Origin of the sequence: Rhizobium sp. AN5, from assembly GCF_900215255.1 — a bacterium.
Classification (GTDB): Bacteria; Pseudomonadota; Alphaproteobacteria; order Rhizobiales; family Rhizobiaceae; genus Agrobacterium; species Agrobacterium tumefaciens.
In genome coordinates, this window is record NZ_OCMJ01000004.1 from 39,707 (window position 1) to 65,365 (window position 25,659).

26 protein-coding genes are annotated in these 25,659 nt (G+C 58.6%); 12 read left to right on the forward strand and 14 right to left on the reverse strand.

Going from position 1 to position 25,659, the window contains the following annotated elements; genetic code table 11:
* Positions 1-141 precede the first annotated feature (141 nt).
* The 5 genes from CRP02_RS12445 to CRP02_RS12465 form a co-directional block, all read right to left on the reverse strand.
* Positions 142-1,431 carry an RsmB/NOP family class I SAM-dependent RNA methyltransferase gene (locus tag CRP02_RS12445; RefSeq protein ID WP_025592218.1) on the reverse strand — a complete coding sequence of 430 codons (1,290 nt, stop codon included), beginning with the start codon at positions 1,429-1,431 and terminating at the stop codon, positions 142-144.
* A gap of 61 nt (positions 1,432-1,492) precedes the next feature.
* Positions 1,493-1,861, reverse strand: coding sequence for a septal ring lytic transglycosylase RlpA family protein (locus tag CRP02_RS12450; protein WP_097171373.1), 369 nt, complete (start codon positions 1,859-1,861; stop codon positions 1,493-1,495).
* Between the two features lie 427 nt (positions 1,862-2,288).
* Entirely contained in the window at positions 2,289-3,161 is an 873-nt protein-coding gene (locus CRP02_RS12455) for an SDR family oxidoreductase (protein WP_097171374.1), read from the reverse strand.
* A 3-nt stretch (positions 3,162-3,164) separates the two neighbouring features.
* Complete coding sequence (queG, locus tag CRP02_RS12460) at positions 3,165-4,319, reverse strand: tRNA epoxyqueuosine(34) reductase QueG (RefSeq protein ID WP_179784146.1); 1,155 nt, start codon at positions 4,317-4,319, stop codon at positions 3,165-3,167.
* Positions 4,320-4,390: 71 nt separating this feature from the next.
* Positions 4,391-5,083 (reverse strand): glutathione S-transferase family protein, encoded by a 693-nt coding sequence (locus CRP02_RS12465; protein ID WP_003514689.1) that lies wholly within the window; start codon positions 5,081-5,083, stop codon positions 4,391-4,393.
* A 157-nt stretch (positions 5,084-5,240) separates the two neighbouring features.
* On the opposite strand from CRP02_RS12465, the gene CRP02_RS12470 reads away from it, so the two are divergent.
* Positions 5,241-6,047 (forward strand): undecaprenyl-diphosphate phosphatase, encoded by an 807-nt coding sequence (locus tag CRP02_RS12470; RefSeq protein ID WP_097171375.1) that lies wholly within the window; start codon positions 5,241-5,243, stop codon positions 6,045-6,047.
* Positions 6,048-6,652: 605 nt separating this feature from the next.
* Here CRP02_RS12470 and CRP02_RS12485 read toward each other — a convergent pair.
* From CRP02_RS12485 to dnaN, 6 genes are all read right to left on the reverse strand, one after another.
* On the reverse strand, positions 6,653-7,633 hold the full coding sequence (locus CRP02_RS12485) for a complex I NDUFA9 subunit family protein (protein ID WP_097171376.1): 981 nt from the start codon (positions 7,631-7,633) through the stop codon (positions 6,653-6,655).
* 121 nt (positions 7,634-7,754) lie between these two features.
* On the reverse strand, positions 7,755-8,042 hold the full coding sequence (locus CRP02_RS12490) for a DUF1330 domain-containing protein (RefSeq protein WP_003514697.1): 288 nt from the start codon (positions 8,040-8,042) through the stop codon (positions 7,755-7,757).
* A 20-nt stretch (positions 8,043-8,062) separates the two neighbouring features.
* Positions 8,063-8,770 (reverse strand): orotidine-5'-phosphate decarboxylase, encoded by a 708-nt coding sequence (pyrF, locus tag CRP02_RS12495; protein ID WP_097171377.1) that lies wholly within the window; start codon positions 8,768-8,770, stop codon positions 8,063-8,065.
* Positions 8,771-8,774: 4 nt separating this feature from the next.
* A complete protein-coding gene (locus CRP02_RS12500; RefSeq protein WP_097171378.1) occupies positions 8,775-9,371 on the reverse strand; it encodes a histidine phosphatase family protein in 597 nt (198 codons plus the stop codon).
* A gap of 95 nt (positions 9,372-9,466) precedes the next feature.
* Positions 9,467-10,060 (reverse strand): phospholipid N-methyltransferase PmtA, encoded by a 594-nt coding sequence (gene pmtA / locus CRP02_RS12505; protein ID WP_097171379.1) that lies wholly within the window; start codon positions 10,058-10,060, stop codon positions 9,467-9,469.
* A 197-nt stretch (positions 10,061-10,257) separates the two neighbouring features.
* Positions 10,258-11,376 (reverse strand): DNA polymerase III subunit beta, encoded by a 1,119-nt coding sequence (gene dnaN / locus CRP02_RS12510; RefSeq protein ID WP_003514704.1) that lies wholly within the window; start codon positions 11,374-11,376, stop codon positions 10,258-10,260.
* A gap of 267 nt (positions 11,377-11,643) precedes the next feature.
* On the opposite strand from dnaN, the gene rsmI reads away from it, so the two are divergent.
* From rsmI to CRP02_RS12560, 10 genes are all read left to right on the forward strand, one after another.
* Positions 11,644-12,585: a 16S rRNA (cytidine(1402)-2'-O)-methyltransferase gene (rsmI, locus tag CRP02_RS12515; RefSeq protein WP_097101236.1), complete on the forward strand. Its 942-nt coding sequence runs from the start codon at positions 11,644-11,646 to the stop codon at positions 12,583-12,585.
* Entirely contained in the window at positions 12,575-12,943 is a 369-nt protein-coding gene (locus tag CRP02_RS12520; RefSeq protein WP_097171380.1) for a YraN family protein, read from the forward strand. Before rsmI ends, CRP02_RS12520 begins: the two co-directional genes overlap by 11 nt.
* Positions 12,944-12,956: 13 nt before the next feature.
* The gene (locus tag CRP02_RS12525) at positions 12,957-13,517 is read left to right on the forward strand and encodes a sugar O-acetyltransferase (protein ID WP_097171381.1); all 561 of its coding nucleotides are present in this window, start codon (positions 12,957-12,959) and stop codon (positions 13,515-13,517) included.
* Positions 13,518-13,650: 133 nt separating this feature from the next.
* Positions 13,651-14,949 carry an extracellular solute-binding protein gene (locus CRP02_RS12530; protein ID WP_097171382.1) on the forward strand — a complete coding sequence of 433 codons (1,299 nt, stop codon included), beginning with the start codon at positions 13,651-13,653 and terminating at the stop codon, positions 14,947-14,949.
* A gap of 84 nt (positions 14,950-15,033) precedes the next feature.
* Positions 15,034-16,008 (forward strand): carbohydrate ABC transporter permease, encoded by a 975-nt coding sequence (locus CRP02_RS12535; RefSeq protein ID WP_179784004.1) that lies wholly within the window; start codon positions 15,034-15,036, stop codon positions 16,006-16,008.
* Between the two features lie 11 nt (positions 16,009-16,019).
* Positions 16,020-16,862, forward strand: a complete 843-nt coding sequence (ugpE, locus tag CRP02_RS12540) for a sn-glycerol-3-phosphate ABC transporter permease UgpE (protein WP_003514715.1) — start codon at positions 16,020-16,022, stop codon at positions 16,860-16,862.
* Positions 16,863-16,873: 11 nt separating this feature from the next.
* Positions 16,874-17,974, forward strand: coding sequence for a sn-glycerol-3-phosphate import ATP-binding protein UgpC (locus CRP02_RS12545; protein ID WP_097171383.1), 1,101 nt, complete (start codon positions 16,874-16,876; stop codon positions 17,972-17,974).
* Positions 17,975-18,084: 110 nt separating this feature from the next.
* On the forward strand, positions 18,085-18,597 hold the full coding sequence (locus CRP02_RS12550) for a cupin domain-containing protein (protein WP_065659811.1): 513 nt from the start codon (positions 18,085-18,087) through the stop codon (positions 18,595-18,597).
* A gap of 244 nt (positions 18,598-18,841) precedes the next feature.
* The gene (gene gshB, locus CRP02_RS12555) at positions 18,842-19,801 is read left to right on the forward strand and encodes a glutathione synthase (RefSeq protein ID WP_097101246.1); all 960 of its coding nucleotides are present in this window, start codon (positions 18,842-18,844) and stop codon (positions 19,799-19,801) included.
* Positions 19,802-19,986: 185 nt separating this feature from the next.
* Complete coding sequence (locus CRP02_RS12560; protein WP_097171384.1) at positions 19,987-21,519, forward strand: YifB family Mg chelatase-like AAA ATPase; 1,533 nt, start codon at positions 19,987-19,989, stop codon at positions 21,517-21,519.
* 114 nt (positions 21,520-21,633) lie between these two features.
* Here the strand turns inward: CRP02_RS12560 and cysK are convergent, their stop codons facing one another.
* The 3 genes from cysK to dut all read right to left on the reverse strand — a co-directional run bounded on the left by cysK (position 21,634) and on the right by dut (position 23,923).
* Complete coding sequence (gene cysK, locus CRP02_RS12565; RefSeq protein WP_097101314.1) at positions 21,634-22,602, reverse strand: cysteine synthase A; 969 nt, start codon at positions 22,600-22,602, stop codon at positions 21,634-21,636.
* 156 nt (positions 22,603-22,758) lie between these two features.
* Positions 22,759-23,376: a LysE family translocator gene (locus CRP02_RS12570; RefSeq protein WP_019564444.1), complete on the reverse strand. Its 618-nt coding sequence runs from the start codon at positions 23,374-23,376 to the stop codon at positions 22,759-22,761.
* A 76-nt stretch (positions 23,377-23,452) separates the two neighbouring features.
* Positions 23,453-23,923 (reverse strand): dUTP diphosphatase, encoded by a 471-nt coding sequence (dut, locus tag CRP02_RS12575; protein ID WP_097101316.1) that lies wholly within the window; start codon positions 23,921-23,923, stop codon positions 23,453-23,455.
* A gap of 90 nt (positions 23,924-24,013) precedes the next feature.
* On the opposite strand from dut, the gene CRP02_RS12580 reads away from it, so the two are divergent.
* Complete coding sequence (locus tag CRP02_RS12580; RefSeq protein ID WP_097101319.1) at positions 24,014-25,597, forward strand: peptide chain release factor 3; 1,584 nt, start codon at positions 24,014-24,016, stop codon at positions 25,595-25,597.
* The last annotated feature ends 62 nt before the right edge of the window (positions 25,598-25,659 follow it).

The window sequence follows — 25,659 nt, forward strand, 5'->3', positions numbered from 1 at the left end:
GGCAGGCGTGAAATAACTTCACGCCGCGGAAAGCGAGTTCTGACCCAATCGCAAACTTGTGTCAAATATTCTAGTTTAGAATGCTTTGAAACAAGCTACTCGGTATTTTTCGAAGTAAAATCAGCGCGTGCAAAACCTGTTTCAGGCTTTGCGTTTCATCACGCAGAAGAAGAAACCATCCGTATCTGTAGTTGCAGGCGTCAGCGTCACTGTCTTGCCGTCAGAGGAATGCGGTTTGTTTGCATTGCCGCCAAAAGTCGTCTGCCAGCGTTCCAGTGCCGAACCGATATAGAATTGCGGATTTTCTTCGCAGAAGCGCGTGACCTGCTGCTCGTTTTCCTCGGGCAGAACCGAGCAGGTGACATAAAGCAGCTCACCGCCGGGGCGCACAAAACCCTTGGCCTGCGAAAGGGCCTCGCCCTGCTGCTGTACCCGTTCTTCCAGATTGCGTGTGGTCAGCCGCCATTTGGTGTCAGGCCGCCGGCGCCATGTTCCGGTGCCGGTGCAGGGGGCGTCCACCAGAACGCGATCGAATTTTTCATGAAACGGGACAAGTCCGGCTGCGCGGTCATGAACCTGCACATTGCGCGTGCCGGCTCGTTTCAGCCGCTCGATGATCGGCGCGAGCCGCTTGCGATCGGCGTCGAAGGCGTGAACCTGACCCTTGTTGTTCATGCTGGCGGCCATGGCCAGCGTCTTGCCGCCGCCACCAGCGCAATAATCGAGGATCTGTTCGCCTTCATGCGCGCCGGCAAGATCGGCAACGATCTGCGATCCCTCGTCCTGAACTTCGAACCAGCCTTTCTGGAAGGACAATTCGGCAGTCACATTCGGCAGGCGGGAAGGGCCTTCGCCGGCGGGGATGCGGACACCCTGACGGGCGATATGCGTTGCTTCCGCACCGCTCTCTTCCAGCGCCTTCAGCACCTTGTCGCGAGTGGCCTTCAGCGTGTTGGCCCGCAGATCAAGTGTCGGGCGCTGGTTCAGCGCCTGCGCCTCGGCAAGCCAGCCCTCTCCGAACGCCGTCTCGAAGGATGCTTGAACCCATTCGGGAATGTCGCCCTGAATATGGGCTGGTGCGTCGGCGAGAGAACGGGAGAGAAAGGCTTTCTGCTTTTCTTCATCAGGCGCGGCAGGGGCGAATTTGTCGCCGTCGAATTCTGCCGCAAGTTCCGAAAAGCTCTTGCCCCATTGGCGCAGCAGAACTGCATAACCAAGCGAGGCGGCGCTGTCGTCATCCATCAGCCAGGCGTGGGACAGTTTCATGCGCAGCGCGTCATAGACGATGTTGCCGATCGCGGCCCTGTCACCCGAACCTGCGAAACGATGGGCAAGTCCCCAGTCCTTCAGAGCATCGGCAACGGGACGCCTGCGTCCCTCAATATCCGCCAATACTTCGATTGCTCCGGCCAAACGCCCGCCCAAACGCATTGTCTACCTCATTTTGCTGATTAGCCCGGTTGGTAGACGCGAATGGCGGCAAGGGCAAGGCTCAATCGGCGCTGACGATCTCGTAGCAGACCTTGGCGGTGCCGGAACTGATCATGCCGATGTTTTTGGCAGCGGCCTTGGAAAGATCGAGAACGCGACCCTTGATGAACGGACCGCGGTCATTGATGCGCACCACAACGGCCTTGCCGTTACGGGCATTGGTAACCTTGACCTTGGTGCCGAACCGCAGCGAGCGGTGAGCGGCGGTCATGTTGGCGGCGTTCATACGCTCGCCCGAAGCAGTCTTGGAGCTCAACGCATACCACGATGCCCCTCCACAACCATTTGCCGCATTCGCCTGAAGAGGCGCAATGATGGAACAGGCGGCTATAGTTGCGACGGTGAAAGTTATACGACGGATATTCAACAAACTGTGCTTCCCTGAAAATCGGCCCCGCGCCGATTGATTGTGCCCTTGCTAAACGGCCATTGTCTGGCCTGAACGCGTTTGAATGCGAGATTGTAGGGCGAGGGAAAAATGGCGAAAAAAAGCTTAGCTCAAATCACGAAGTGTTACAGGCTGTAACATTCGTGATCGTTAGCCGGAAAGGTGTCGCCGGTGCCTTATTGTTGAAAAGTGGAAAAAATGACGCAGAATCAATGCTCAATGGAAATGCTGTTACAAGTCACGCCTTCGTGAATCCAGTTCACGAAATGTGAGTGAAATATTTTTCTAATGGCTACGATTTTAGCGATTTTTGCATGGTTAATAAAAGCCTAATTGACTGAAAAGCCACGAAAACCATCCTCAAAAACGGGTTTGGAAGGATTTTTCATCGCTTTTAACTGGGGGATTTTCAGCCCCGCCAGAGGCCGCTTTCCCACAATTGTGTCAGGGAGATTTTGTACTCCGGAAAGCTGAAATCGAAACCGAGGCCACGTATCCTGGCGTTGGAAACACGCTTGTTCTCGCCGTAGAAGGAGCGTGCCATCGGCGTCAGATCGGCGGTCTCGAATGCCTGTTCGGGAGGCGGCTCGACGCCCATCAACGTGGCGGCGAAGCTCACCACATCCTGCGGCGGGGCGGGTTCATCATCCGTCACATTGAAGACGCCGCGTTCATTTCTCCGCGCCAGAAAGGCGTGGGCCGCACCAATATCCTCAACCCGAATGCGGTTGAACACCTGGTCTTTCTTCACCAGCCTGCGCGCCGTTCCCTTTTCAAAATTCATGAAACTATTGCGTCCGGGGCCGTAAATTCCCGAAAGGCGCAAGATGGCAAGCGGCACGCCCGCTTTTTCAGCAGCCGCGATCCAGGCGGCTTCGGCAGCAACGCGTTCCACGGACCGGGCGGAAACCGGGCGGCACGGGGTTTCCTCATCCACCCATGCGCCGTCATGGTCGCCATAGACGCCAACGGTGGAAAGATAAGCGATCCATTCAAGCTTGGGCAGGAGCCTTTTCAGGTCGTCGCCCAAAAGCGCAAGCAGTGGATCTCCATCCTTGCCCGGCGCGATGGACTGCACGAGATGCGTGACATTGGCCATTGTGGCGACGAGATCGTCATTGAGATGGGCACCGTCGAACAGGAAAGGTGTCATGCCAGTTGCAGCAAGGCTTGCGAACTTGTCTGTGCTGCGCGTGGTGCCCGATATCGTTGCAGCTTCGGTTTTCAGCGCGTTTGCGATGGCCTTGCCCGAATATCCTGCGCCGAAAATCATCACATGCATGGGTCACGCCTCTGCCAGTTGCCATTCCATTTCCGCCTCCGGATCAGGCTCCGGGGCGCGGCCGGCAGAGTATGCACGGAATTCCTCGCTGTCCATAAGCTGCGACAAAGCCCATGCGGCCATGCCGCGCACCTCCGGTGCCGGGTCTTTTTCGGCGAGAGACTTGCATTGCTGCACGAATTGCCGGTCGCGCGAGTTTCCAGCTGCTATCAGCACGTTGCGGATAAAGCGGTTACGCCCGATGCGCTTGACCGGTGAGCCGCTGAAGAAGCTGCGGAAGGCAGCGTCGTCCAGCGTCAGCAGGAAGGCGATGGAAGGTTCCTTCAAATCCTCGCGCGCCTGCAGCTTCATCTCGGAGGCGCTGGCCGCGAATTTGTTCCAGGGACAGGCGGCAAGGCAATCGTCGCAGCCATAGATGCGGTTGCCTATCATCGGCCGGAACTCGTGCGGGATGACGCCTTTGTGCTCAATGGTGAGGTAGGAGATGCAGCGGCGGGCGTCCAGCTGGTAGGGAGCGGGGAAGGCCGCCGTCGGACAGGCATCGAGACAGGCGCGACAGGAGCCGCAATGGTCCTTCTCGGCCTCATCAAGACAAAGCTCGGCGGTGGTGAACATGCTGCCGAGAAACAGCCAGGAACCGTGGGTGCGGCTGACCAGATTGGTGTGTTTGCCCTGCCAGCCGAGACCCGCGGCTGCGGCAAGCGGTTTTTCCATCACCGGCGCGGTGTCTACGAAGACCTTCACGTCCTCGCCGGCGCGCGCGGCAAAACGGGTGGCGATTTCTTTCAGTCGACCTTTTATGACGTCGTGATAGTCGCGGTTGCGGGCATAGACCGAAATGGCTGCCTTGTCGGATTTGGAAAGAACGCCGCGAGGATCTTCCTCAGGCCCGTAATTCAGCCCGAACATGACGATGGAGCGCACGTCGCCCCACAGCGTTTTCGGCTCGGCGCGACGGGCCTCGGTCTCCTCCATCCACGCCATCGTGCCATGATAGCCCTTGTCGAGAAACTGCCTCAGCCGTTCCGGTGCCAGCGGAATGCTGTCCGGCGCGGTGATACGACAGAGATCGAAGCCGAGCGAAAGCGCCTCCTGACGAACGAAGTCCGTCAGTTTGCGAGCGCGTATCCGCTGCTTGTCGCTGGCAACGTCGATGATCGTTTCTCCTGCGTACTCTGCGACATATATACGCTTAGCGTATGCCGCAGCAAATAACCGGGAGCGGGGATTTAAAAATCCAGATCGGCGTAGTGGGAGGAGGGGGCAAGGCGCGGAATGCGCTCGCTGAGGAAAGGCCGGAATGACGGGCGCGATTTCAGTCGCTGATACCACTCCTTGGCAATGGGCGCTTCGAGCCAGTTGATTTCGCCGAGATAATCCAGCACCGAGACAGAGGCGGCCGCGGCCAGATCGGCATAACTCAACCGGTCGCCCGCCAGCCACGTCCGCGAACCCGCCAGCCATTCCAGATATTTGATGTGCTGACGAACATTATTGCGGGCGGTGCGCAGAAGCTTGGAATCCGGGGGGCCACCACCCTGCGCGGCCGTCATCTGCAATTTATAGACCCGTTCCCGCACCAGCGGCCTGGTCACGTCGTTTTCCATCTTCTGCAGGAACCACTCCGTCAAGCGGCGGATTTCCGCCCGCTGAAACGGGTCTTCCGCCAGCAATCGCCGGTCACGCTTCAAAACCCCGTGCGTTTCGTCGAGAAACTCGGCGAGCACGTAGGGACCGCTGAGAGAGCGCATATTGTCATCGAGATAGACCGGCAGGGTGCCCGCCGGATTCAGCGCCAGAAACTCCCGCCTTCTTTCCCACGGCTGCTCCTCCACGAGATCGGTCTGGAACCCGTATTCCGAAAGGATCAGACGAACGAACCGGGATGCGGTCGACATGGGAGAGTGATAGAGAGTTGGCATCGGTACTCAATTTTTACGATTGGTTGTCATGATCGACAATTGCCGGAAAACTTTTTCAGTTTCGCTTCATCAAGACGCTATAAGAGCTTGGCTACTTTAAAACAAGTTTAACGCAATTGCTTTCCCTTCCCGCTTCCCCCTGAAAAAAGGATACCTCATGGGTGACCAATCGATCATCAGCGCGCTTTTGCTGGGCATTATCGAGGGTCTGACGGAGTTCATTCCCGTTTCCTCAACGGCGCATGTGCTGCTGGCCGGGCATTTTCTCGGCTTCAAATCGCCGGGCAACACCTTTGCCGTTCTCATCCAGCTCGGCGCGATCATTGCTATCCTTCTTGTTTATTTTCAGAAGCTTGTGTCGATCGCCATGGCGATGCCGACAAGTGCCAAGGCGCGCCGCTTCGTGCTGGCTGTCGCTGTCGCCTTCCTGCCGGCGGCGGTGATCGGCGCTCTGGCGCATGATTTCATCAAGACGGTGCTGTTCGAAACGCCCATCCTCATCTGTATCGTGCTGGTTATCGGCGGCATCATATTGCTGGCCGTCGACCGGATGCCGCTGAAGCCCAGATATACCGATATCATGGATTATCCGCCGTCGCTTGCCTTCAAGATCGGTCTGTTCCAGTGCCTTGCGATGGTTCCGGGCACCTCCCGGTCCGGCGCCACCATTGTCGGTGCGCTGTTGATGGGCACGGACAAGCGCTCCGCCGCCGAATTCTCGTTTTTCCTGGCGATGCCGACCATGCTCGGCGCGTTTGTGCTCGATCTCTACAAGAACCGCGATGTCCTGAGCTTCGATGACAGCGCGCTGATTGCCGTGGGCTTCATCGCCGCTTTCGTCTCCGGCCTGTTCGTCGTGCGCTCGCTGTTGGACTTCGTCTCGCGACGCGGTTTTGCACCCTTTGCCTGGTGGCGCATCATCATCGGCTCGCTGGGTCTGGTGGCACTTCTGCTCTACCGTTGAGCCGAACTTTAAAATAGCCGTTCGTTTTTAATACACGGACAAAATAAAAAGCGCCCCGGAGAATCCGGAGGCGCTTTCTATTTGAGACTTGTGAAAGCTGATCAGTTCGTGCTGATCGAAGCCGTTGCGCAAGGGTCGACACCGTAGGCGGGAGCGCAACCGCTCTTGCCCGCTGCAACCGTGCCCGGCGCCATGAAAGAACCCGCCAGAACCACCAAAGCCGCACACGCAAAAAAGAGTGCGATAGATCTGCCCATTTTATTATTGCCTTTCAGACGTTCGTTCGCGCGGATTACGCCGCCGTGTGTGAAGTGAGGGTTCTGGATATGTTAGGAATGTGGCCATTATCAATAAAGCGGCTTGCTGAATACCGGGTTAATGCGAAGTCTTTTCCACAGTTGCGCTTGTGCCACGCTTGGCTGTGGAGGCCACTTGGCCGTTAACTTTTACCCGGCTGTTCAAAACAGCTTCAGTCGATAGTGCACCTCCCCTGCAGTTGAGGGGAAAATGCACCAATAGCGGTTTGGTTGCGATTGAATTGCGCAAAAACAAAAAGCGGGAATGGTTCCCGCTTTCGTCCAGATCGTTAATGCACGACGGTAGGCTTATGCTGCTTTTCCGGCGTTCGAGAACTGTCCGTGCGGGCGATAGTGCACCATGTAGGACGGCAAGACGGAAGCAACGCGAACGGGCGTAATGCCGATGCCTTCCAGGGTCAGGCCGTTCTTTTCCGCGTCAGCGGAAACGACATTATCCTTTTTCAGCATGGTCACCTGATCGACAGTCAGCGGCGGCGTAATCAGCGGCACCAGCGACGCGATCTTGCCGATTATTGAGGCGACGCCGAAAGGCAGGTTGACGAAAGGACGCTGACGGTAGGTTGCGGCAAGAACCGCCTCAAGACAGTCGCGGAACGTCATGACGTCCTGGCCACCCAGTTCATAGATGGCGCCGGGCTTCAGCTTGCCATCCACGCTGCGGGCAACGGCTTCTGCTACATCTTCGACATAGACCGGCTGGAACTTGGTTTTTCCGCCGCCGATCAGCGGCAGGAACGGCAGGCTGCGGGCCATCTTGGCGAATTTATTGAAGAAATCGTCTTCCGGTCCAAAGATGATCGAAGGACGCAGGATCACGGCGCCGGGCAGAACGGAATGGATTGCTGCCTCGGCGCGGCCCTTTGTGCGGCCGTAGCCGGTCGGCGAATTGGCATCGGCACCGATGGCGGAGATATGCGTCAGCGTTGCACCGGCGTTGCGGGCTGCCTCGGCAATGGCTTTCGCGCCGAATTCCTGCACGGCGTCAAAGGTGTTGCGGCCGCTTTCGGCCAGAATACCAACGCAATTGACCACGTGGTCGGCGTCTTCGACGGCTTTGACGATGGAGTCGCGATACCGCAGGTTCGCCTGGGCAAACGAGATCTGGCCGACATTACCGAGTGGCTGCAGGAAACCGGCAAGATCGGGACGGCGCACGGCCACGCGGATGCGATAACCGCGCTTGGCGAGCATCCGCACGACATGCCGCCCGACAAAACCCGAACCGCCGAAAACGGTGACGAGGGGTGGAAGGTTGGCCAAGGTCATGGGAGGCTCCTCAGAAGCTGTCGATAAAGCGTTTTTCAGTCTCTTAGCCCAAAGCCGTGCGCGCGTGAAGAGACGTTGTCGCAACGCCCGGGACTAGTTTTGGAAATGCGGTTGACGACCGTCAAATTCCTTCGACGATCATCATCTCCGCGTCAGCGACTTCCTGACGGATTTTGGCCGCCGCCTGGTATTCGGGCGAGTTGTAGCAATCGATCGCGTGCTGCACCGAAGGGAACTCGATGATGACGTTGCGTGCGCGTGCCTTGCCCTCAAGTTCGGTCAACGCACCGCCGCGGGCGAGAAAGTTGGCGCCGAACCGCTCGAAAGCGGGCTTCGCTGTCGAGACGTAGTCCTTGTAGCGCTCGTTGTCGCGTACATCGACGCGCGCGATCCAGTAACCCTTTGCCATTTCGTCTCCTCCGATGGTCCTTATTGATTTGCCGGAAAGCTGGCGCGCAGCATGTCGTCAAGAATGGCGCGGGCTGCTGCTTTCGGATCTTCTGCTCTGACGATGGGGCGGCCGACAACCAGATGGCTCGAACCGGCCCTGATGGCGTCGAAAGGTGTCATCACGCGCTTCTGGTCTCCCGCCTCGGCACCGGCCGGGCGAATACCAGGGGTGACGACGGCAAGGTCGGGGCCAAGGATTTCACGCACCGCCGTCGATTCCTCTGCCGAACAGACGATGCCGCCCATGCCCGCCTCGCGCGCCTGTTCCGCACGACGCAGCACCAGCGAACGGGCATCCGATGCATAGCCGGCCTCGGCAAGATCGGCGTCGTCCATCGAGGTTAGCACGGTGACACCAAGCAGGCAGAGGCCAGAGCCTTCGGCTGCCTTGACTGCGGCGCGCATGGCTTTCGGGTAGGCATGCAGGGTCAGCATCGACATGCCCATGCGGGCGATGTTTTCGACGCCGGAGGCGACAGTATTGTCGATGTCGAGCAGTTTCATGTCGAGAAAGACTTTCTTGCCGCTCTGGGCAAGGTCGCGGGCGAATTCGAGACCGCCGGCAAATACCAGCTGATAGCCGATCTTGTAGAACAGAACCTCATCGCCGATCTTCGACACGATGCTTTCAGCTTGTTGCACAGTCGGAACATCGAGCCCGACGATCAGTTTTTCGCGCGCGGTCATAGTCTTATCCCTGCCATGTTTCCATTGCCGTCCAGTCGCATGTGGGGCGCTGAGCTGCAAGTGAAAATTCGGCGATTGGGAACCGGAAAAGATTGCCGCCGCCGGGTGGCTGGTCCTTGCTGCGGCTGATGCCGACGCCTTCGATATGGCATTTCAAAAGCGTGCCGACGCCGCCATGGCCGACAAAGGCAATCGGCTGTTGCGGGTCGTGCCGGTCGAGAACAGCCCTGACGGCGTTAACAATTCGCGCCTGCGCATCGATTGCCCGTTCCCAGCCGTGAAAGCTTTCTCGCGGATGGGCAAAAAACCAGTCGGCAGCCTTTTCGAATTCCGGCGGCGTCAGGAAGCCTGTGGCCGACCGGTCGTTCTCATGCATCGCCTCGATGATCTCTATCTCCGCACCGGATGTTTCGGCAAGGATTCCGGCGGTTTCGATGGCTTTGGTTTCCGCGCTCGACACGATCCGGCGCAATGCGCGTGCCCATGCCAGGCGGCTTGCCTCAAGCGCCCGCTGTGCACCCAAGTCCGAAAGTCCCCATTCCGGAACCGGAACAGCCGGATCGATCCGGACCTGGGGATGGGTAATGTAAAGGGCATGCATGGGAACGGTCCTCAATGGCGATGGAAGGGCAAATCAGGACCCTAACCATCTGTCACGACCGTGAAATGACGGCCTTTGCCCACTCTGCCGTGTGATCAGGCCCGCGTATAGGTCCACAATTGCGCCGGAGGAATGTTGCGCACGATGAAATCGAAATGGCGGATGTGGTAGAGATGCGGCTGCGCAACGATCGGGGAAATCGGACCGTAGGATATCTGTATGACGGGGCGACCGTGCGGCACGCGTTTCAGCAATTCGTCGAGAAGCTTGATACGGGCGGCCATCGGGAAATTCAGCATCGGTACGGCGGAAATGACGCTGTCGAACATCTGGTCCTGGTACTCGCCAAGTGTCGCATTCAGATCGAAGGCATCGCCATTGATGAAGTTGACGCCCGGATAGCTTCTGAGAAGCTGATTGTAGAAATCGGTCGAATATTCGATGGCCGTCAGGCGCTCAGGCTTGATGCCGCGTGCCAGAATGGCCTTGGTGATGACACCGGTTCCGGGGCCGAGTTCGAGAACTGGCAGGTCGGAATGGGGGTCGATGACACTCGCCATTTTTCTTGCCGTGATGGAGGATGTCGGGACGATGGCTCCGACCTTTTTCGGCTGGCTGACCATGCCTTTGAAAAAGCGGATTTCTTCCTCAAATTTTCTTTCAAAGCGTTGCTTCAGGTTGAGTGCCATAATTCCCCTCGGATGTATTTTGGTCATTGTCAAAAAAATGTTACGCACTGTTGATCTCATTTGGCGCTAAAACAAGGCAAAATGTCGTAATTGGAAAAATTCGTTTAGCGTTAAAAATCTGTCTGCGCCGAATCAAAAAACGCCGGTGGAGCGATCCACCGGCGTTTTTTGATTGATTTGAAGAAAAAAAGTCCACTTTAAACGCGCATCGGCATCAGAACATAAAGCGCATCGTCGCCGGCGGTGTCGCGAACGAGCGTTGGCGAACCCGCATCCGCCAGAAGGAAAATCGCGTCTTCACCGGAAAGCTGCGAGGTGATGTCGAGGAGATATTTGGCATTGAAGCCGATTTCCATCGAATCATTGTCGTAGCCGACAGCCACTTCTTCCGTCGCACTGCCTGAATCCGGATTGTTGACGGTCAGCGTTAGCTGGCCGTTGGTCAACGCCAGCTTCACGGCGCGGCCGCGCTCGGAAGAGATGGTCGACACGCGATCGACCGCGCGGGCGAAGGTCTGGCAATCGACGCGCATTTCCTTGTCGTTGCCGGTGGGGATGACGCGCTGGTAATCCGGGAAAGTGCCGTCGATCAGCTTCGAGGTCAAAACGACCGAGCCGATGGTCAGGCGGATTTTCGCGTCCGATACCTCGACGGTGACGTCAAGTTCGGGATTGTCCATCAGCTTCTGCAATTCGCCGACGGTCTTGCGCGGAATGATGATGCCCGGCATGCCTTCGGAACCGGAAGGCGCATCCACATCGGCGCGCGCAAGGCGGTGACCGTCCGTCGCGACTGCGCGCAGCTTGAGGTCGCCGTTGCTTTCGATGGTGTGGAAGAAGATGCCGTTCAGATAATAGCGTGTCTCTTCGGTCGAAATCGCAAATTGCGTCCGGTCGATCAGCATCTTCAGGTCGGTCGCCTTCAGTTTGAAGGTGTGGCTGAAGGTACCGGCGGTCAGATCCGGAAAATCGGTTTCCGGAAGGCATTGCAGCGAGAATTTCGAACGGCCGGAAGCAACCGTCATCGTGGAGCCATCCGGATTGGTGGCCAGAAGCACTTCGGAACCATCCGGCAGCTTGCGCACGATTTCATAAAGCAGATGCGCCGGCACGGTGGTCGCGCCCGCCTGCTCCACCATGGCCGGCGTCGCTTCGGTGATTTCGAGGTCGAGGTCGGTCGCCTTCATATCCAGATTGGCGCCGGATGCGCGCAGCAGAACGTTGGACAGGATCGGGATCGTGTTGCGACGCTCGACGACCCTGTGGACGTGGTTCAGCGATTTAAGAAGGTTCGACCGCTCAAGAGTAATACGCATGGACGCTACCGCTTTCAACCGTTGCGACCCGGCCACCGCCGGATCGGTAAGAAGAGTCTTGACCGGCCGGAACGCCGGATAATGTGGACGGGCAAAATGGCAGAGTTATTGCAGAAAATGCAAGAGCCGAGTGCATCTGCCGCCGGTCATTTTGCTGCTATACAGCATGATCCACAGCCTGTGACCGCCCGTGGACCTTGTTCGCCGGTTTTCTATTGCCCATAAAGGGGTAAAACTGGAGCGACCGGCCGTGAATGATCGGCCAGAATGATTGGAAGCCGTGTGACGGAAGAAATATCGAACAGCGACGCCGGACAGGCGACCAAGAGCTTCAGGATCGGCACGGCCACTATTCCGGCGCGGCCGCTGGAGCCGGCGCTCTATCTCGTGGCCACCCCCATCGGCAATCTCGGCGACATCACCATCCGGGCGCTGGAAACGCTGGCGTCGGCCGACGTCCTTGCCTGCGAGGATACCCGCGTCACCCGCATTTTGCTCGAGCGTTACGGTATCCGCACACGTCCGCTCTCCTATCACGAGCATAATGCGCAGGAAGCGGGGCCAAAACTCATCGCGGCTTTGGAGGCCGGAAAATCCGTGGCGCTGGTGTCGGATGCCGGAACGCCACTCGTCTCCGATCCCGGTTATCGCCTCGGTCAGCTCGCGCTGGAGGCCGGTCATCGCGTCGTGCCGGTGCCGGGAGCGTCGGCGCCGCTTGCTGCCCTTGTCGGTTCTGGCATGCCGAGTGACGCCTTTCTGTTCGCGGGCTTTCTGCCGGTAAAGGATCGCGGCAAGCGCGACCGTTTTGCCGAACTTGCGAAAATTCCGGCCACCCTCATGTTTTTTGAATCGCCACGCCGCATTGGCACCTCCGTAAAGGTGGCATCGGAAGTCCTTGGCCGCGATCGCCGTGCTGTGGTGTGCCGCGAGCTGACCAAGACTTTCGAGGAGTTCCGGCGTGGCACGCTGGGCGAGCTTGCGGAATATTACGACGAGGACCGTGTGGTGAAGGGCGAGATCGTGCTCCTGATAGAACCGCCCTCTTATGACGAAATTCCTGATATCGAGGATGTCGAGAGACTTCTGAAGGATCTTGTCACAACCATGCCTGCCGCAAAGGCCGCAGCCGAGGCGGCAAAGCTGACCGGCCTGCCGCGCAAGGAGCTTTATCAACGGCTGCTGGATATGAAGGATGCGGATGGCCGCTGACGGGCGAACGAACAAAAGACGAAAGGCCGAGCGACGCGGCCACACTGCGGAATACTGGGCAGCACTCTTTCTGCTGTTTCGGGGATACCGCATCCTCGCCATTCGTTATCGAACCCGGCTGGGGGAAATCGATCTCATTGCCCGCAAAAAGGATGTCGTCGCCATCGTCGAGGTCAAGGCGCGGCCCTCCGGTGCCGGGGCTGTCGATGCGGTCGGCTTCCGTTCGCAACAGCGAATTCGGGCCGCTGCCGATATTTGGCTCTCCCGCCGCAAGGATGCCGCGCGGTTTTCGTTGCGTTTCGATATCGTCGCAGTCCTGCCACGACGCCTGCCGCAGCATTTCATCGACGCTTTTTGAGGGGAGGGAAGGTATGTCCACTGAGCGGGAAAAAATGGCCGCCGGCGAATGGTATTGCTGCATGGATGCCGAACTGGACGTGCTGCGCGCCCGCGCCCGCCGTGCCGTTCACCAGCACAACACCGCGCCGCCGGATGAGCGCGGGGCCATGTCGCCTTTGCTGCGGGCGCTCTTTGCCTCCGTTGCGGAAGGGGCCTTTATCGAAGCGCCGTTTCATTGCGCTTACGGCTTCAACATTACGTTGGGTGCGAACGTCTATCTCAATACCGGCTGCGTCATTCTTGATTCCGCGCCCGTGCGGATTGGCGATGGCGCGATGTTGGGGCCGGCCGTCCAGATCTATTGCGCCGAACATCATCTGGACCCGGTTCCGCGTTCGCAAGGCATTGAAATCGCAAAGCCGGTAACGATCGGTCGCGATGTCTGGATCGGCGGCGGCGCGATCCTTCTGGCCGGCATCACGATTGGCGATGGCGCGATCGTTGGGGCCGGTTCGGTGGTGACGCGGGATGTCCTGGCCGGGACGACGGTGGTCGGAAATCCGGCTCGCCCGATAAAGCGCAAGGACGCTTGAGACATCCGTTTCTGGAAGAATGGAGTCCCTATCGCAGGGACTGTAATAAATCTGACATAAAACCGTTAAAGAGGCGTCATGGAACGTCTCTATTCGCATCCTCATCCCAATAAATGGTGGAGAGGATTTAGTAATGTTGAAGAAGATTTCCATGGCCGCAGTGGCGGTCAGCATTTCGGCAACGTCTTCCATGGCAGCGACCAACATCACTTGGTGGCATGGCATGGGCGGCCGTAACGGCGAAGTCATCAACGAAGTTTCGCAGAAGTTCAACGAAGCCCAGAAGGAATGCGCTCTGACGCCGGTTTCCAAGGGCTCATACGAAGAAGCGCTTGCAAGCGGCATCGCTGCCTTCCGTTCGGGCGAACAGCCGAACATTCTCCAGGTTTTCGATGCTGGCGCTGCCACCATCATCAACGCCAAGGGCGCTGTCATTCCTGCGGAAGACCTCATCAACAAGGCCGGTTACAAGTTCGACCGCGAAGCCTTCATCAACGGCGTCCGCTATTTCTACGCTGCCGCTGACGGCAAGTTCGTCGGCATGCCTTTCAACACTTCCGCGCCGATCATGTATGTTAACGACGAAGCCCTGAAGAAGGCCGGCGTCGAAGCTCCGAAGACCTGGGAAGATTTTGAAAAGGTCGCACCGAAGCTAAAGGAAGCGGGCTACATCCCGCTCGTCCAGTCGCAGCTCACCTGGCAGTTCACGGAGAACTTCTTCTCCCGCAACAACATCCAGTTCGCAACCAACAACAATGGTTACGACAGCGTCACCGACACCAAGCTCAAGGTCACCGACCCGAACCTCGTCATGATGTTCGACAAGCTGAAGGACTGGAAAGACAAGGGTCTGTTCGCCTACTACGGCGCCGGCTGGAACGACAACCAGAAGCCCTTCGAAGAAGGCAAGGTTGCCCTCTGGATCGGTTCCTCGGGTTCGTTCGGTGGCCTGCAGAAGACGGCATCCATGCCGTTCTCGGCAACCTTCCTTCCCTACTGGGGCTCCATCAAGGGCGCCGGCACCAACTCCTTCATCGGCGGCGCTGCCCTCTTTGCAATGTCGGGCAAGTCCGAGGCCGAAAACAAGTGCGTGGCTGACTTCTTCCAGTTCCTGACCTCGCCGGAAATCCAGGTCTTCTACCACAAGGCAACCGGTTACGTCGCTATCACCACGGCCGCTTACGAAAAGGCCAAGGCTGAAGGCTTCTACAAGGAAAAGCCTGCCGCCGAAGTCGGTATCCAGCAGCTGTCGCTGCCTTCAGGCGAATGGTCCAAGGGCTACCGCCTCGGTTTCTACCCGCAGATCCGCTCCATCATGGAACGCGAATACAACCGCATCTTCTCCGGCGAAGTAACGCCGAGGGACGCCTTCGACATCATCGAAAAGGAAGGCAACGATCTTCTCGCCCGTTTCGCTAAAACGGCTGGCTGATCTCCCTTTTCGAAACCAACGATAGTTGTCGAGCCTCCTTTCCGCCGGAAAGGAGGCTCGCTCTTGGATTAAGGAGGCGCAAGCGTGGCCTATACATCGTCTCAACCGCGTCTGGCCCGGTTTCTATCCGGCCGGTCTGCAAAAACCGGAAAAATGGCGAAGGCCGCAGAAGCCAGCATGAAGCGCGTGCAGTTCTCCTCGTCCTACGTGCCCTATCTGTTTCTGGCGCCGCAGCTGGCGGTGATTTTCATCTTCTTCTACTGGCCTTCCGTTCAGGCCGTGCAATCGTCGTTCTTTATCGAAGACCCTTTCGGGTTCGGTGCAACGTTCGTGGGCTTCGCCAATTATTCCGATGCCATCTTCAATCCGGAATATCTCAACATCGCCAAATTCACGGTTGTCTTCACCGTGCTGGTCACTTTCTTTTCGCTGGCGCTCGGTCTTTTGCTTGCGGTCAAGGCCGATGCGGTCATTCGCGGCAGTTCCGCCTACAAGACGTTGCTGATCTCCGTTTACGCCATCGCGCCGCCGGTTGCGGGTCTCATCGGCATGATGTTTTTCGACCAGCATATCGGGCCTTTCGTCAAGATGGCCGCGTTTTTGGGCTGGGATATGAAGGTTGGCCTCAACTACTTCGATACGGCCTTCGCCATGATTGCCGTCGCAGTCTGGAAGCAGATCCCTTATAATTTCATCTTCTTCCTGTCCGGATTGCAGGGCGTATCCGTCGCCGTGCGCGAGGCTGCCGCCATCGATTGTCGATCGGGCGTGCGCCGGTTCTGGACGGTCATCATGCCGCTTCTGGCACCGACTGCCTTCTTCCTGCTGATCATCAACATCACCTATTCGCTGTTCGATACCTTCGGCATTATCGACGTGATGGTGAAGGACAAGGCCGCCAACAATCCGATTACGCTGGTCTACAAGGTCTTTCTCGATGGTTTCCGCGGCAATGACATCGGCGGTTCTTCTACCCAGTCCGTCATCCTGATGCTGGTCGTCTTCGTTCTGACCATCATCCAGTTCCGCTTCATCGAAAAACGCATCCATTACAATTGAGGGAAAAGACAATGTACAAGACAAAACCCCTCGACCATCTGGTGCTGATCATTGGCGCACTGTTCCTGATATTGCCTGTCGTCGTGGCATTCATGACGTCCACCCATACGGCGGCGGAAATCCACCGCAGCGGCCTGACACTCGTTCCGGGGGACAATTTCGTCGGGACCTATGAAAAGGTCCTGACGCAGAAGGGCGGCTTCACCGGGCAGATCACCGGTCTCAACATGGTGCTCAACTCGCTGATCCTCGGCATCGGTTTTGCCGTCGGCAAGATCGTCCTGTCGATGATGGCAGCCTATGCGATCGTCTATTTCCGGTTCCGGTTTGCAACGCTTGCCTTTTGGATCATCTTCACCACCCTGCTTCTGCCGCTCGAAGTGCGCATCATGCCGTCCTATGAGGTGATGAGCAAACTCGGCCTCTTGAACTCCTATACCGGTCTGATCGTGCCGCTTCTGGCGTCTGCGACGGGCACCTTCTATTTCCGGCAGTTCTTCAAATCCATTCCCGAGGAATTGCTGGAAGCCGCTCGCATAGATGGTGCCGGCCCGGTCAAGTTCTTCATTGATGTGATCATCCCGCTTTCCCGTACCATGATGGCGGCGATCTTCATCATCATGTTCGTTTACGGCTGGAACCAGTACCTCTGGCCCATGCTGATGACCACGGACGAGAGTTTCTTCACCCTGATGCGCGGCATCAAGTCGATCCTGCAAGTCTGGGTCGGTTCGCAAATCCCCGATTACAACGAAGCTTTCGCGCTTGCCGTTCTGGCCATGCTGCCGCCTGTGATGATCGTCGTGATCTTCCAGCGCTGGTTCATCAAGGGCCTGACCGAAAGCGACAAATAAGGAAACTGAAAATGGCCGCGATAGAAATCAGTCAGGTCTGCAAGGATTATCATGGCGGCGTGCGTGCCGTGCATCACGTCGATATCGACATCAGGGACGGCGAGTTCATTGTTCTCGTCGGTCCTTCCGGCTGCGGCAAGTCCACGCTCCTGCGTATGGTCGCCGGACTTGAGGATATTTCCGAAGGCACGGTGAAGATCGGTGACCGGGTGGTCAACCAGGTAGATCCGGCTGACCGGGATATTGCCATGGTGTTCCAGAACTATGCGCTCTATCCGCATATGTCGGTGCGCCAGAACCTGGAATACGGGTTGAAGAACCGCAAGACGCCGAAGGCGGAGATCGATGCGCGCGTGGCCGAGGCCGCTCGCATGCTCCAGCTCGAACCCTATCTGGAGCGCAAGCCGCGCGCCCTTTCCGGCGGCCAGCGTCAGCGAGTCGCCATGGGCCGCGCCATCGTGCGCAAACCGGCGGCCTTCCTGTTTGATGAGCCCCTGTCCAACCTTGATGCCAAACTACGCGTTTCCATGCGCGGCGAGATCAAGCGCCTGCAAAAGCGCCTCGGCACCACGTCGATCTACGTCACGCACGATCAGCTGGAAGCCATGACGCTGGCAGATCGTCTGGTGGTGCTGAACGGCGGCCGCATCGAACAGATCGGCGCACCGCTTGAGGTCTATCACACCCCCGCTTCCACCTTTGTCGCAAGCTTCATCGGCTCTCCCGCCATGAACCTGCTGAACGGCGAGTTGCACGGGGATAGCCTTGCCGTCGGGCCGTCGCTGATCGCGCTCAACGGTTTCGCCCCCACCTCCGGCCCGGTTACTGTGGGCATGCGGGCGGAAGATTTCCGCCTGGCGGCCGCAGGTGAGCCAGGTTTTTCGCTACGCGTCGAGTATATCGAGGAACTCGGCTCGCAGCGTCTTATCCACGGCATGATCGGCGACCAGAACCTGACTGTGGCGTTTTCGCCGGAGGTCGAGATTCCGGCTACCTTGTCGGTCGCCATATCTCCGGACAAGCTGCACTTCTTCTCCAGCGATACCGGCAAGCGCATTGCCGGCAAGGCGGAACAGGCCATGGCGCAGCCCGTGCAGCTGGCAACGGCCTGAGTGCACGATAAGAAATCGGCGCGATGACTAAAATTGCGCCGATTGTCAAAACCGCTTCGTTACGATCCCGATGATAGAAGATCTCCAATAATTCACGGGGGTTTTCTAATATGCCTTTAAAGATGATGTTCGCGGCGGCTGCGACCATGGCGATCCGCACGGTGCCGATATTGCCGGCCTCTTTGCGCCGGGCAAAAGACGAGGGCGTGGTTAGCGCGTCCTGCACCGATTTGCGCCTGCAGCCGGCCCCCATCAACCCCGACTGGATCATTTCCGGCGATCCTCAGGCGCGCGCGGCGGATCATTCCAGAAGCGGCGACCGCGCCTCCAGCACTGCCATGTGGGATTGTACGGCGGGCGAGTTCCGCTGGTTCTTCGGTTGGGACGAAACCGTCTATATCCTTGAGGGTGAGGTGCATGTGACGGCGGAAGACGGCACAGTCAGTATCCTGCGGGTGGGTGACGTCGCTTATTTCCGCGCGGGAACATGGGCCACCTGGCGGGTGGATGAGTATGTCCGCAAGGTTGCCTTCATGCGCCGTCCTTTCCCCACGGCGCTGGCTCTGGCCTACCGGGTCAAGAACAAGCTGTTTGCCGGTCGTTCCTACAAGCTGGCGGCCTGAACTGGTAAAACACTCCGGCAGGTGGGGCTCTGCGCAGCGCCACCTGCGGAATTGTGAAGGTTCAATAAAACTCACAAAAAGCACCCCTCGCAGCAGTTGCGTTTGAATGGTCGCTGCCCTACATCTTCAGGGTTTTCTGAAGCATTTCCGGGTCTCTTCCGGTCCTGCGGGGAATCGCGAACAGACGAGGCAATGGGCACGGCGGAACCGCGAAGCGTCCGCATGCTGCAAGAGGAAGATGCGCATGGCGAAGATCAAGAACGTCGCGATCCAGATGGATCATGTCTCCGGCATCAATATCGCCGGCGACTCCACCTTCGCCATGAGCCTTGAGGCGCAGGCACGTGGATACCGGCTGTTTCACTACACCCCCGAACGCCTCTCCATGCGCGATGGCAAGATCTACGCGACCGTCGAACAGATGGAACTGCGCGATATCAAGGGCGACCATTTTTCGCTCTCGGAGCCGGAGCGCGTCGATCTCTCGACCATGGATGTCATTCATCTGCGCCAGGATCCGCCATTCGACATGGCCTATATCACCTCGACCCACTTGCTCGAGCGCATTCATCCCAAAACGCTTGTTGTCAACGATCCCGCCTGGGTCCGCAACTCGCCGGAAAAGATTTTCGTCACCGAATTCGCCGATCTTATGCCGAAGACGCTGATCACCAAGGATGTCGCTGAAATCGCCCGCTTCCGCAATGAAATGGGCGATATCATCCTCAAGCCGCTTTATGGCAATGGTGGTGCAGGCGTCTTCCATTCCGCGCGGGACGACCGCAATTTCTCATCGCTGCTGGAAATGTTCGGCCAAATGTTCCGCGAACCCTATATCGCCCAGGAATACTTGCCGGATGTTCGCAAGGGCGACAAGCGTATCCTCCTGGTAGATGGCGAACCCGTTGGCGCGATCAACCGCGTGCCGGCAGAAAATGATGCCCGCTCCAACATGCATGCCGGCGGCCGCCCGGAGCCAACGGAACTCACCGCGCGCGAGAAGGAAATCTGCCGCCGCATCGGCCCCGCCCTGCGCGAGCGTGGTTTCCTGTTCGTTGGCATCGACGTGATCGGCGATTACCTCACGGAAATCAACGTCACCTCACCGACAGGCATTCGTGAAGTGCAGAAATTCGGTGGTGCCGATGTGGCAAGCCTGTTGTGGGATGCGATCGAGAAAAAGCGCGAAGCACAGGATTTCTGAGGCAATTTCCTCGCCACCTGCGCTTGTTCCGCGTGCACAACTCTATACAACTGAAATACACCGTGTGCGCGAAATTGTTCGCTTAATGTTCTTGTTTTATTCTTTGCTCTGTGGCAGGTTACTTGAGAGTGGCCGCCATCGGGGCATAATGCTTTGATGTTGCGGCCGGTTTGCGGGGGCAGGCCATGGTGGCACGGGTCAATACTGTTGCATTTCAGGGAATAGAGGGTGTGCCGGTCGAGGTGCAGGTGATGGTCGCACCCGGAAAGGTCGGCATCCAGATCGTCGGCCTACCGGACAAGGCGGTGGCGGAAAGCCGGGAGCGGGTGCAGGCCGCGCTCCACGCCTCGGGTCTGGCGCTGCCGGCAAAAAAAGTCACGGTCAATCTGGCGCCTGCGGATTTGCCCAAGGAAGGATCGCATTTCGATCTTCCGATCGCTTTGGGTCTCATGGCCGCTTTGGGAGCGATACCGGCGGAAGCGCTCGGGCAATATGTGGTTCTCGGCGAGCTCAATCTCGATGGCACCATCGGCACGGTTTCGGGCGCTCTGCCCGCGGCCATCGGTGCCAATTCGCTCGGTAAGGGGTTGATTTGCCCGGCCGATAGCGGGCCGGAAGCAGCCTGGGCCGGGGCTGGCATCGATATTCTCGCCCCACGCAGCCTTATTGCGCTTGCCAACCATTTTCGCGGCACCCAGCTTCTCTCCCGCCCGATGCCCGCCATCCGCGCCAATCCGGTCAATTTGCCGGATCTGGCCGATATCAAGGGGCAGGAGACGGCCCGGCGCGCGCTGGAAGTGGCAGCGGCCGGTGGCCATAATCTGCTGATGGTTGGCCCGCCCGGCTCCGGCAAATCCATGCTCGCCGCGCGCTTGCCTTCAATTCTGCCGCCGCTCGAGGCTGCGGAATTGCTGGAAGTGTCCATGGTCCATTCCATCGCCGGCCAATTGTCCGGCGGCAAGCTGTCGGACCGCAGACCGTTTCGCACGCCACACCATTCCGCCACCATGGCCGCGCTGATCGGCGGAGGGCTGCGTGCCAAGCCGGGCGAGGCTTCACTTGCCCATCACGGCGTTCTTTTCCTCGATGAGTTCCCGGAATTTGCGCCACAGGTGCTGGATGCGCTGCGCCAGCCGCTGGAAACGGGCGAATGCATCATTGCCCGTGCCAATCACCGCGTCACCTATCCGGCGGAAATCCAGCTTGTCGCTGCGATGAACCCCTGCCGGTGCGGCAGAGCGGGGGAGCCGGGTTTCACCTGCGCCAGAGGCCCACGTTGCATGACAGATTATCAGGCCCGCATTTCCGGCCCGCTGATGGATCGCATCGATATCCGCATCGACGTTCCCGCCGTCTCCGCCACTGACCTCATCCGTCCCATGACTGCCGAACCGAGTGCGGTGGTGGCCGCCCGTGTCGCCCGCGCCCGCCTTGCCCAGCAGGAGCGTTATGCGGCGGCGGGCTTTTCAGGCATTCGCACCAACGCTCGCTGCACGACAACGCTGATCGAAAAATATGCGGAGCCGGATGCGTCCGGGCTGCAATTGCTGCGCGATGCTGCCGAACGGTTGAAGTTCTCCGCACGCGGTTATCATCGCATTCTCAAGGTCGCCCGCACATTGGCTGATTTGGACGGCAAACAAACTGTCGGGCGTATCCATGTGGCGGAAGCCATTTCATACCGCATTGCCGGTGAAAGACTGACGGCGGCGGCATAAAAGGCCTTGCTTCACCCTCTACCGGCTAAAACAATTGTGCCGCCAGCGGATGGCCAGCGGCACAATCGGTCATTGCGGTCACGCGCGCGTTTGCGGCCTGCACAAAGAGGTGGCTTAAAGCCCAAGCCCTTCGAAAAGGGCGGTCGAAAGGTAACGTTCCGCGAAGGAGGGAATGATGACGACGATATTCTTGCCGGCGTTTTCCTCACGTGCGCCGACCTTGATTGCCGCTGCGAGTGCCGCGCCCGAGGAGATGCCGACGGGTACGCCTTCCAGCTTCGCCACCAGACGGGCGATTTCAAAAGCGTCGTCATTGGTCACGGTGACGATTTCGTCATAGATTCCAGTGTCGAGGATCGCGGGTGCAAAACCGGCGCCGATGCCCTGGATCTTGTGCGGACCGGGGTTGCCACCGGAAAGAACCGGGCTGTCGGCTGGCTCGACGGCAATGACCTTCACCTCCGGCTTGCGGGATTTCAGCACCTGGCCCGTACCGGTAATCGTGCCACCGGTGCCGATGCCCGAAACAAAAATATCAACAGTACCCTCGGTGTCGTTCCAGATTTCTTCCGCCGTCGTCTTGCGGTGAATATCCGGGTTTGCGGGGTTTTCGAACTGCTGGGGAATAATCGCGTCTGGCAGGGTTTCGGCCAGTTCCTGTGCCTTGGCGATGGCGCCCTTCATGCCCTTCGGGCCTTCGGTCAACACCAGTTCCGCGCCCAGCAAGGCCAGCATTTTCCGGCGTTCGACCGACATCGTTTCCGGCATGGTCAGGATCAGCTTGTAACCCTTGGCGGCGGCGGCAAAGGCGAGCGCAATGCCCGTGTTGCCGGAGGTCGGTTCAACCAGCGTCGTTTTACCGGGGGTGATCTTGCCCTGCGCTTCCAGCGCTTCGATCATGGCAACGCCAATGCGGTCCTTCACGGAGGCGATGGGGTTGAAGAACTCCAGCTTGGCGAGAAGATTGGCCTTCACGCCCTTTTCCCTCGCCAGCTTGTCCAGCCGCACGATCGGCGTATCGCCGATTGTTTCGGTGATGGAGGAATAGACGCGTCCGCGTCCGGGCTTTCTGGCTTCGGGCATGATGCTCTCCTGTATGAAGGCCACACGATGTGCGACCGCAAGATTTCAGCGGCAGAATAGGAGCAATAGTCTTGTCAGGCCAGCGAACGTTCGTCCTAATATCGTCTGATTACCGGAAAAAATTCACGATAAATCAGGCAAATGCACGAAATCGTTTCAGGTGCTGCGGATCGCGATCATGGTCGCCGTTCCCGCCAGAATTCCCGCCGCCGTGCGGTTGAGGATCGTCAACGCACTTGGCCGTTTCAGGAGGTTGCGCGCCTTGGCGGCAAGCAGGATGTAAGGCAGGAGAACGGCCATCAATACGACGAAGGTCAACGCCAGAAGTGTCGCATATTCCGATGGGCCGATCATGCGGATGTCGATCAGCGTCGGCACCAGCGCCACATAAAACAGCATGGTTTTTGGATTGCCCAGCGTGATCAGCAGGCCGGACAGAAACGACATGGGAATGCTGGTGCTTTTTTTCGCCTTCAGGTCCTGCGGCAAGAGGCCGGCGGTCCAGAGCTTCCATGCGATATAGAGAAGATAGGCTGCGCCGGCAAACTTCAGGACCATGAAGGCCTCCTGAAAGGTCTGCGCCACGAAGGCGAGGCCGAGGATCACGCCGGTCAGGTAGATCATGTCGCCCAGCACCAGCCCTAGGCCCATGAAGAAGGTTTCCCGAAACCCAGATCCCAGCGCCCGCGCCACGATCGCCGTCATGCCGGGGCCGGGAATGGCAGCGGCGATGAAGAGTGCGGTGGCATAGGCAAGAAGGGTTGTCAGCGTCATGATCATTTTCCCCGAAATCCGCCAGATCCATAGCGAAAATCAGGGGTGAAAACAATCGCCCATAAAGGGGGGCTGGTCAAAGCCCCGTGGAGCCGAAACCACCGGCGCCGCGTGCCGTCTCGGATGTTTCGGTCACTTCGCTGACTGTCACCTGCGTTACCGGTGCAATCACCATCTGTGCGATGCGCATGCCGCGTTCGATGACAAAATCGGCCTGCCCCAGATTGGCGAGAATGACCTTCACTTCGCCGCGATAGTCGCTGTCCACCGTGCCGGGGGAATTGAGGCAGGTGATGCCGTTCTTGATGGCGAGGCCGGAGCGCGGACGGATTTGCGCCTCATAGCCTTGCGGAACCTCGAAGATGAAACCGGTCGGCACCAGCGCCCGCTCGCCCGGCTGCAAAGTCAGCGGTTCATCGGCCGGCACTGCGGCGCGCAGGTCCATGCCGGCGGCGCCACGGGTTTCATAGGAAGGCAATTCGAGGTCTGCGCCATTGGCGAGACGCACGAGCCGGAGGAGGGGTCGATTATCATTTTGAACGGTCATGCGGCATTAGTTTGCCGAGATCGCGGCAAGGTCAATTGCAAATGCGGGCCTGAAACGCTAGATACCCCGCAATTCCACAGGATTTGTCAGATGGCCGAAACACTTGCCGAGGCGGTCTCCCGCCGCCGCACCTTTGCTATTATTGCGCACCCGGACGCGGGTAAGACCACGCTTACGGAAAAACTGCTGCTGTTCGGCGGAGCGATCCAGCTTGCCGGCGAGGTGAAGGCGAAGAAGGATCGCATCCAGACCCGTTCGGACTGGATGAAGATCGAGCGCGAGCGCGGCATTTCGGTCGTCACTTCGGTCATGACCTTCGAATATAACGACCGCGTCTTCAACATCCTCGATACGCCCGGCCACGAAGACTTCGCTGACGACACCTACCGCACGCTGACGGCGGTGGATGCGGCGATCATGGTCATCGATGCCGCCAAAGGTATCGAGCCGCGCACGCTGAAGCTTTTCGAAGTTTGCCGCATGCGCGATATTCCGATCATCACCTTCATCAACAAGATGGACCGCGAAAGCCGCGATCCCTTCGAGATTCTGGACGAGGTCGAGGAAAAGCTGGCGCTCGATACAGCGCCGATCACCTGGCCGGTCGGCCGGGCGAAGAGCTTCTGTGGCGCTTACAATCTTGCTGAAAACACCTTTCGTGGCAACGACACGCAGGTGGATGGCCTTTCGGTCAACGGCCCTCAGGCTGTCGCCGATCGTCTGCCGGAAAATGAGCGCAAGGTCTTTGTCGAGGAAACGGAACTGGCTCTGGAAGCCTGCCGCCCCTTCGACCGTCAGGCGTTCCTGGAAGGTCATATGACGCCGGTATTCTTCGGTTCGGCGCTGCGCAATTTCGGTGTGCGCGACCTCATCAATGCGCTGGGTGATTTCGCCCCGCCGCCGCGCGATCAGGTGGCGGATACCCGCACCGTGCATGCGGCGGAAGACAAGATGACGGCCTTCGTGTTCAAGATTCAGGCCAATATGGATCCCAACCACCGCGACCGCATCGCCTTTGCCCGCATCTGCTCCGGCAAGCTGGAGCGCGGCATGAAGGCGCGGCTGTCGCGCACCGGCAAGCTCATGGGGCTGACCGCACCGCAATTCTTCTTCGCGTCACAGCGCCAGTTGGCGGATACCGCCTTTGCGGGCGATGTGGTCGGCATTCCCAACCACGGCACGCTGCGCATCGGTGATACGCTGACCGAGGGTGAAAACCTCGTATTCCAGGGCGTGCCGAACTTCTCGCCGGAAATCCTGCGCCGCGTGCGCTTGGAAGACGCGATGAAGGCCAAAAAGCTGAAGGAAGCTTTGCAGCAGATGGCGGAAGAAGGTGTCGTGCAGCTCTTTTCGCCAGAAGACGGCTCGCCCGCCATCGTCGGCGTTGTCGGGGCGCTGCAGCTCGATGTGTTGAAGGAACGGCTGATGGGCGAATATGGCCTGCCGGTCTCGTTTGAAATGTCTCGCTTTTCCGTCTGCCGCTGGATCTCGTCCGATCAGCCGGCGGAAATGGACAAGTTCCTCAACGTCAAACGCGGCGATATCGCCCGCGATCTGGATGGCGACCCGGTGTTTCTGGCGCAGGATGCCTTCTCGCTGCGGTATGAATCCGAGCGGTTTCCGGCGATCAAGATGGTCGCGATCAAGGAATATCACGTAGCCAAGGCGGCGTGATATCAGCCGGATTGCACTTTGAATGCCAAGGGCTTAGTTTCCCGGTTAAACGGGAAACTGGT

Coding starts and splice junctions, on each gene's coding strand:
- CRP02_RS12445 (WP_025592218.1), bottom strand. CDS start 1,431: ATGCGTTTGGGCGGGCGTTTGGCCGGAGCAATCGAAGTATTGGCGGAT.
- CRP02_RS12455 (WP_097171374.1), bottom strand. CDS start 3,161: ATGCATGTGATGATTTTCGGCGCAGGATATTCGGGCAAGGCCATCGCA.
- CRP02_RS12465 (WP_003514689.1), bottom strand. CDS start 5,083: ATGCCAACTCTCTATCACTCTCCCATGTCGACCGCATCCCGGTTCGTT.
- CRP02_RS12470 (WP_097171375.1), top strand. CDS start 5,241: ATGGGTGACCAATCGATCATCAGCGCGCTTTTGCTGGGCATTATCGAG.
- CRP02_RS12485 (WP_097171376.1), bottom strand. CDS start 7,633: ATGACCTTGGCCAACCTTCCACCCCTCGTCACCGTTTTCGGCGGTTCG.
- CRP02_RS12490 (WP_003514697.1), bottom strand. CDS start 8,042: ATGGCAAAGGGTTACTGGATCGCGCGCGTCGATGTACGCGACAACGAG.
- pyrF (WP_097171377.1), bottom strand. CDS start 8,770: ATGACCGCGCGCGAAAAACTGATCGTCGGGCTCGATGTTCCGACTGTG.
- CRP02_RS12500 (WP_097171378.1), bottom strand. CDS start 9,371: ATGCATGCCCTTTACATTACCCATCCCCAGGTCCGGATCGATCCGGCT.
- pmtA (WP_097171379.1), bottom strand. CDS start 10,060: ATGGCACTCAACCTGAAGCAACGCTTTGAAAGAAAATTTGAGGAAGAA.
- dnaN (WP_003514704.1), bottom strand. CDS start 11,376: ATGCGTATTACTCTTGAGCGGTCGAACCTTCTTAAATCGCTGAACCAC.
- rsmI (WP_097101236.1), top strand. CDS start 11,644: ATGATTGGAAGCCGTGTGACGGAAGAAATATCGAACAGCGACGCCGGA.
- CRP02_RS12520 (WP_097171380.1), top strand. CDS start 12,575: ATGGCCGCTGACGGGCGAACGAACAAAAGACGAAAGGCCGAGCGACGC.
- CRP02_RS12525 (WP_097171381.1), top strand. CDS start 12,957: ATGTCCACTGAGCGGGAAAAAATGGCCGCCGGCGAATGGTATTGCTGC.
- CRP02_RS12530 (WP_097171382.1), top strand. CDS start 13,651: ATGTTGAAGAAGATTTCCATGGCCGCAGTGGCGGTCAGCATTTCGGCA.
- ugpE (WP_003514715.1), top strand. CDS start 16,020: ATGTACAAGACAAAACCCCTCGACCATCTGGTGCTGATCATTGGCGCA.
- CRP02_RS12545 (WP_097171383.1), top strand. CDS start 16,874: ATGGCCGCGATAGAAATCAGTCAGGTCTGCAAGGATTATCATGGCGGC.
- CRP02_RS12550 (WP_065659811.1), top strand. CDS start 18,085: ATGCCTTTAAAGATGATGTTCGCGGCGGCTGCGACCATGGCGATCCGC.
- gshB (WP_097101246.1), top strand. CDS start 18,842: ATGGCGAAGATCAAGAACGTCGCGATCCAGATGGATCATGTCTCCGGC.
- CRP02_RS12560 (WP_097171384.1), top strand. CDS start 19,987: ATGGTGGCACGGGTCAATACTGTTGCATTTCAGGGAATAGAGGGTGTG.
- cysK (WP_097101314.1), bottom strand. CDS start 22,602: ATGCCCGAAGCCAGAAAGCCCGGACGCGGACGCGTCTATTCCTCCATC.
- CRP02_RS12570 (WP_019564444.1), bottom strand. CDS start 23,376: ATGACGCTGACAACCCTTCTTGCCTATGCCACCGCACTCTTCATCGCC.
- dut (WP_097101316.1), bottom strand. CDS start 23,923: ATGACCGTTCAAAATGATAATCGACCCCTCCTCCGGCTCGTGCGTCTC.
- CRP02_RS12580 (WP_097101319.1), top strand. CDS start 24,014: ATGGCCGAAACACTTGCCGAGGCGGTCTCCCGCCGCCGCACCTTTGCT.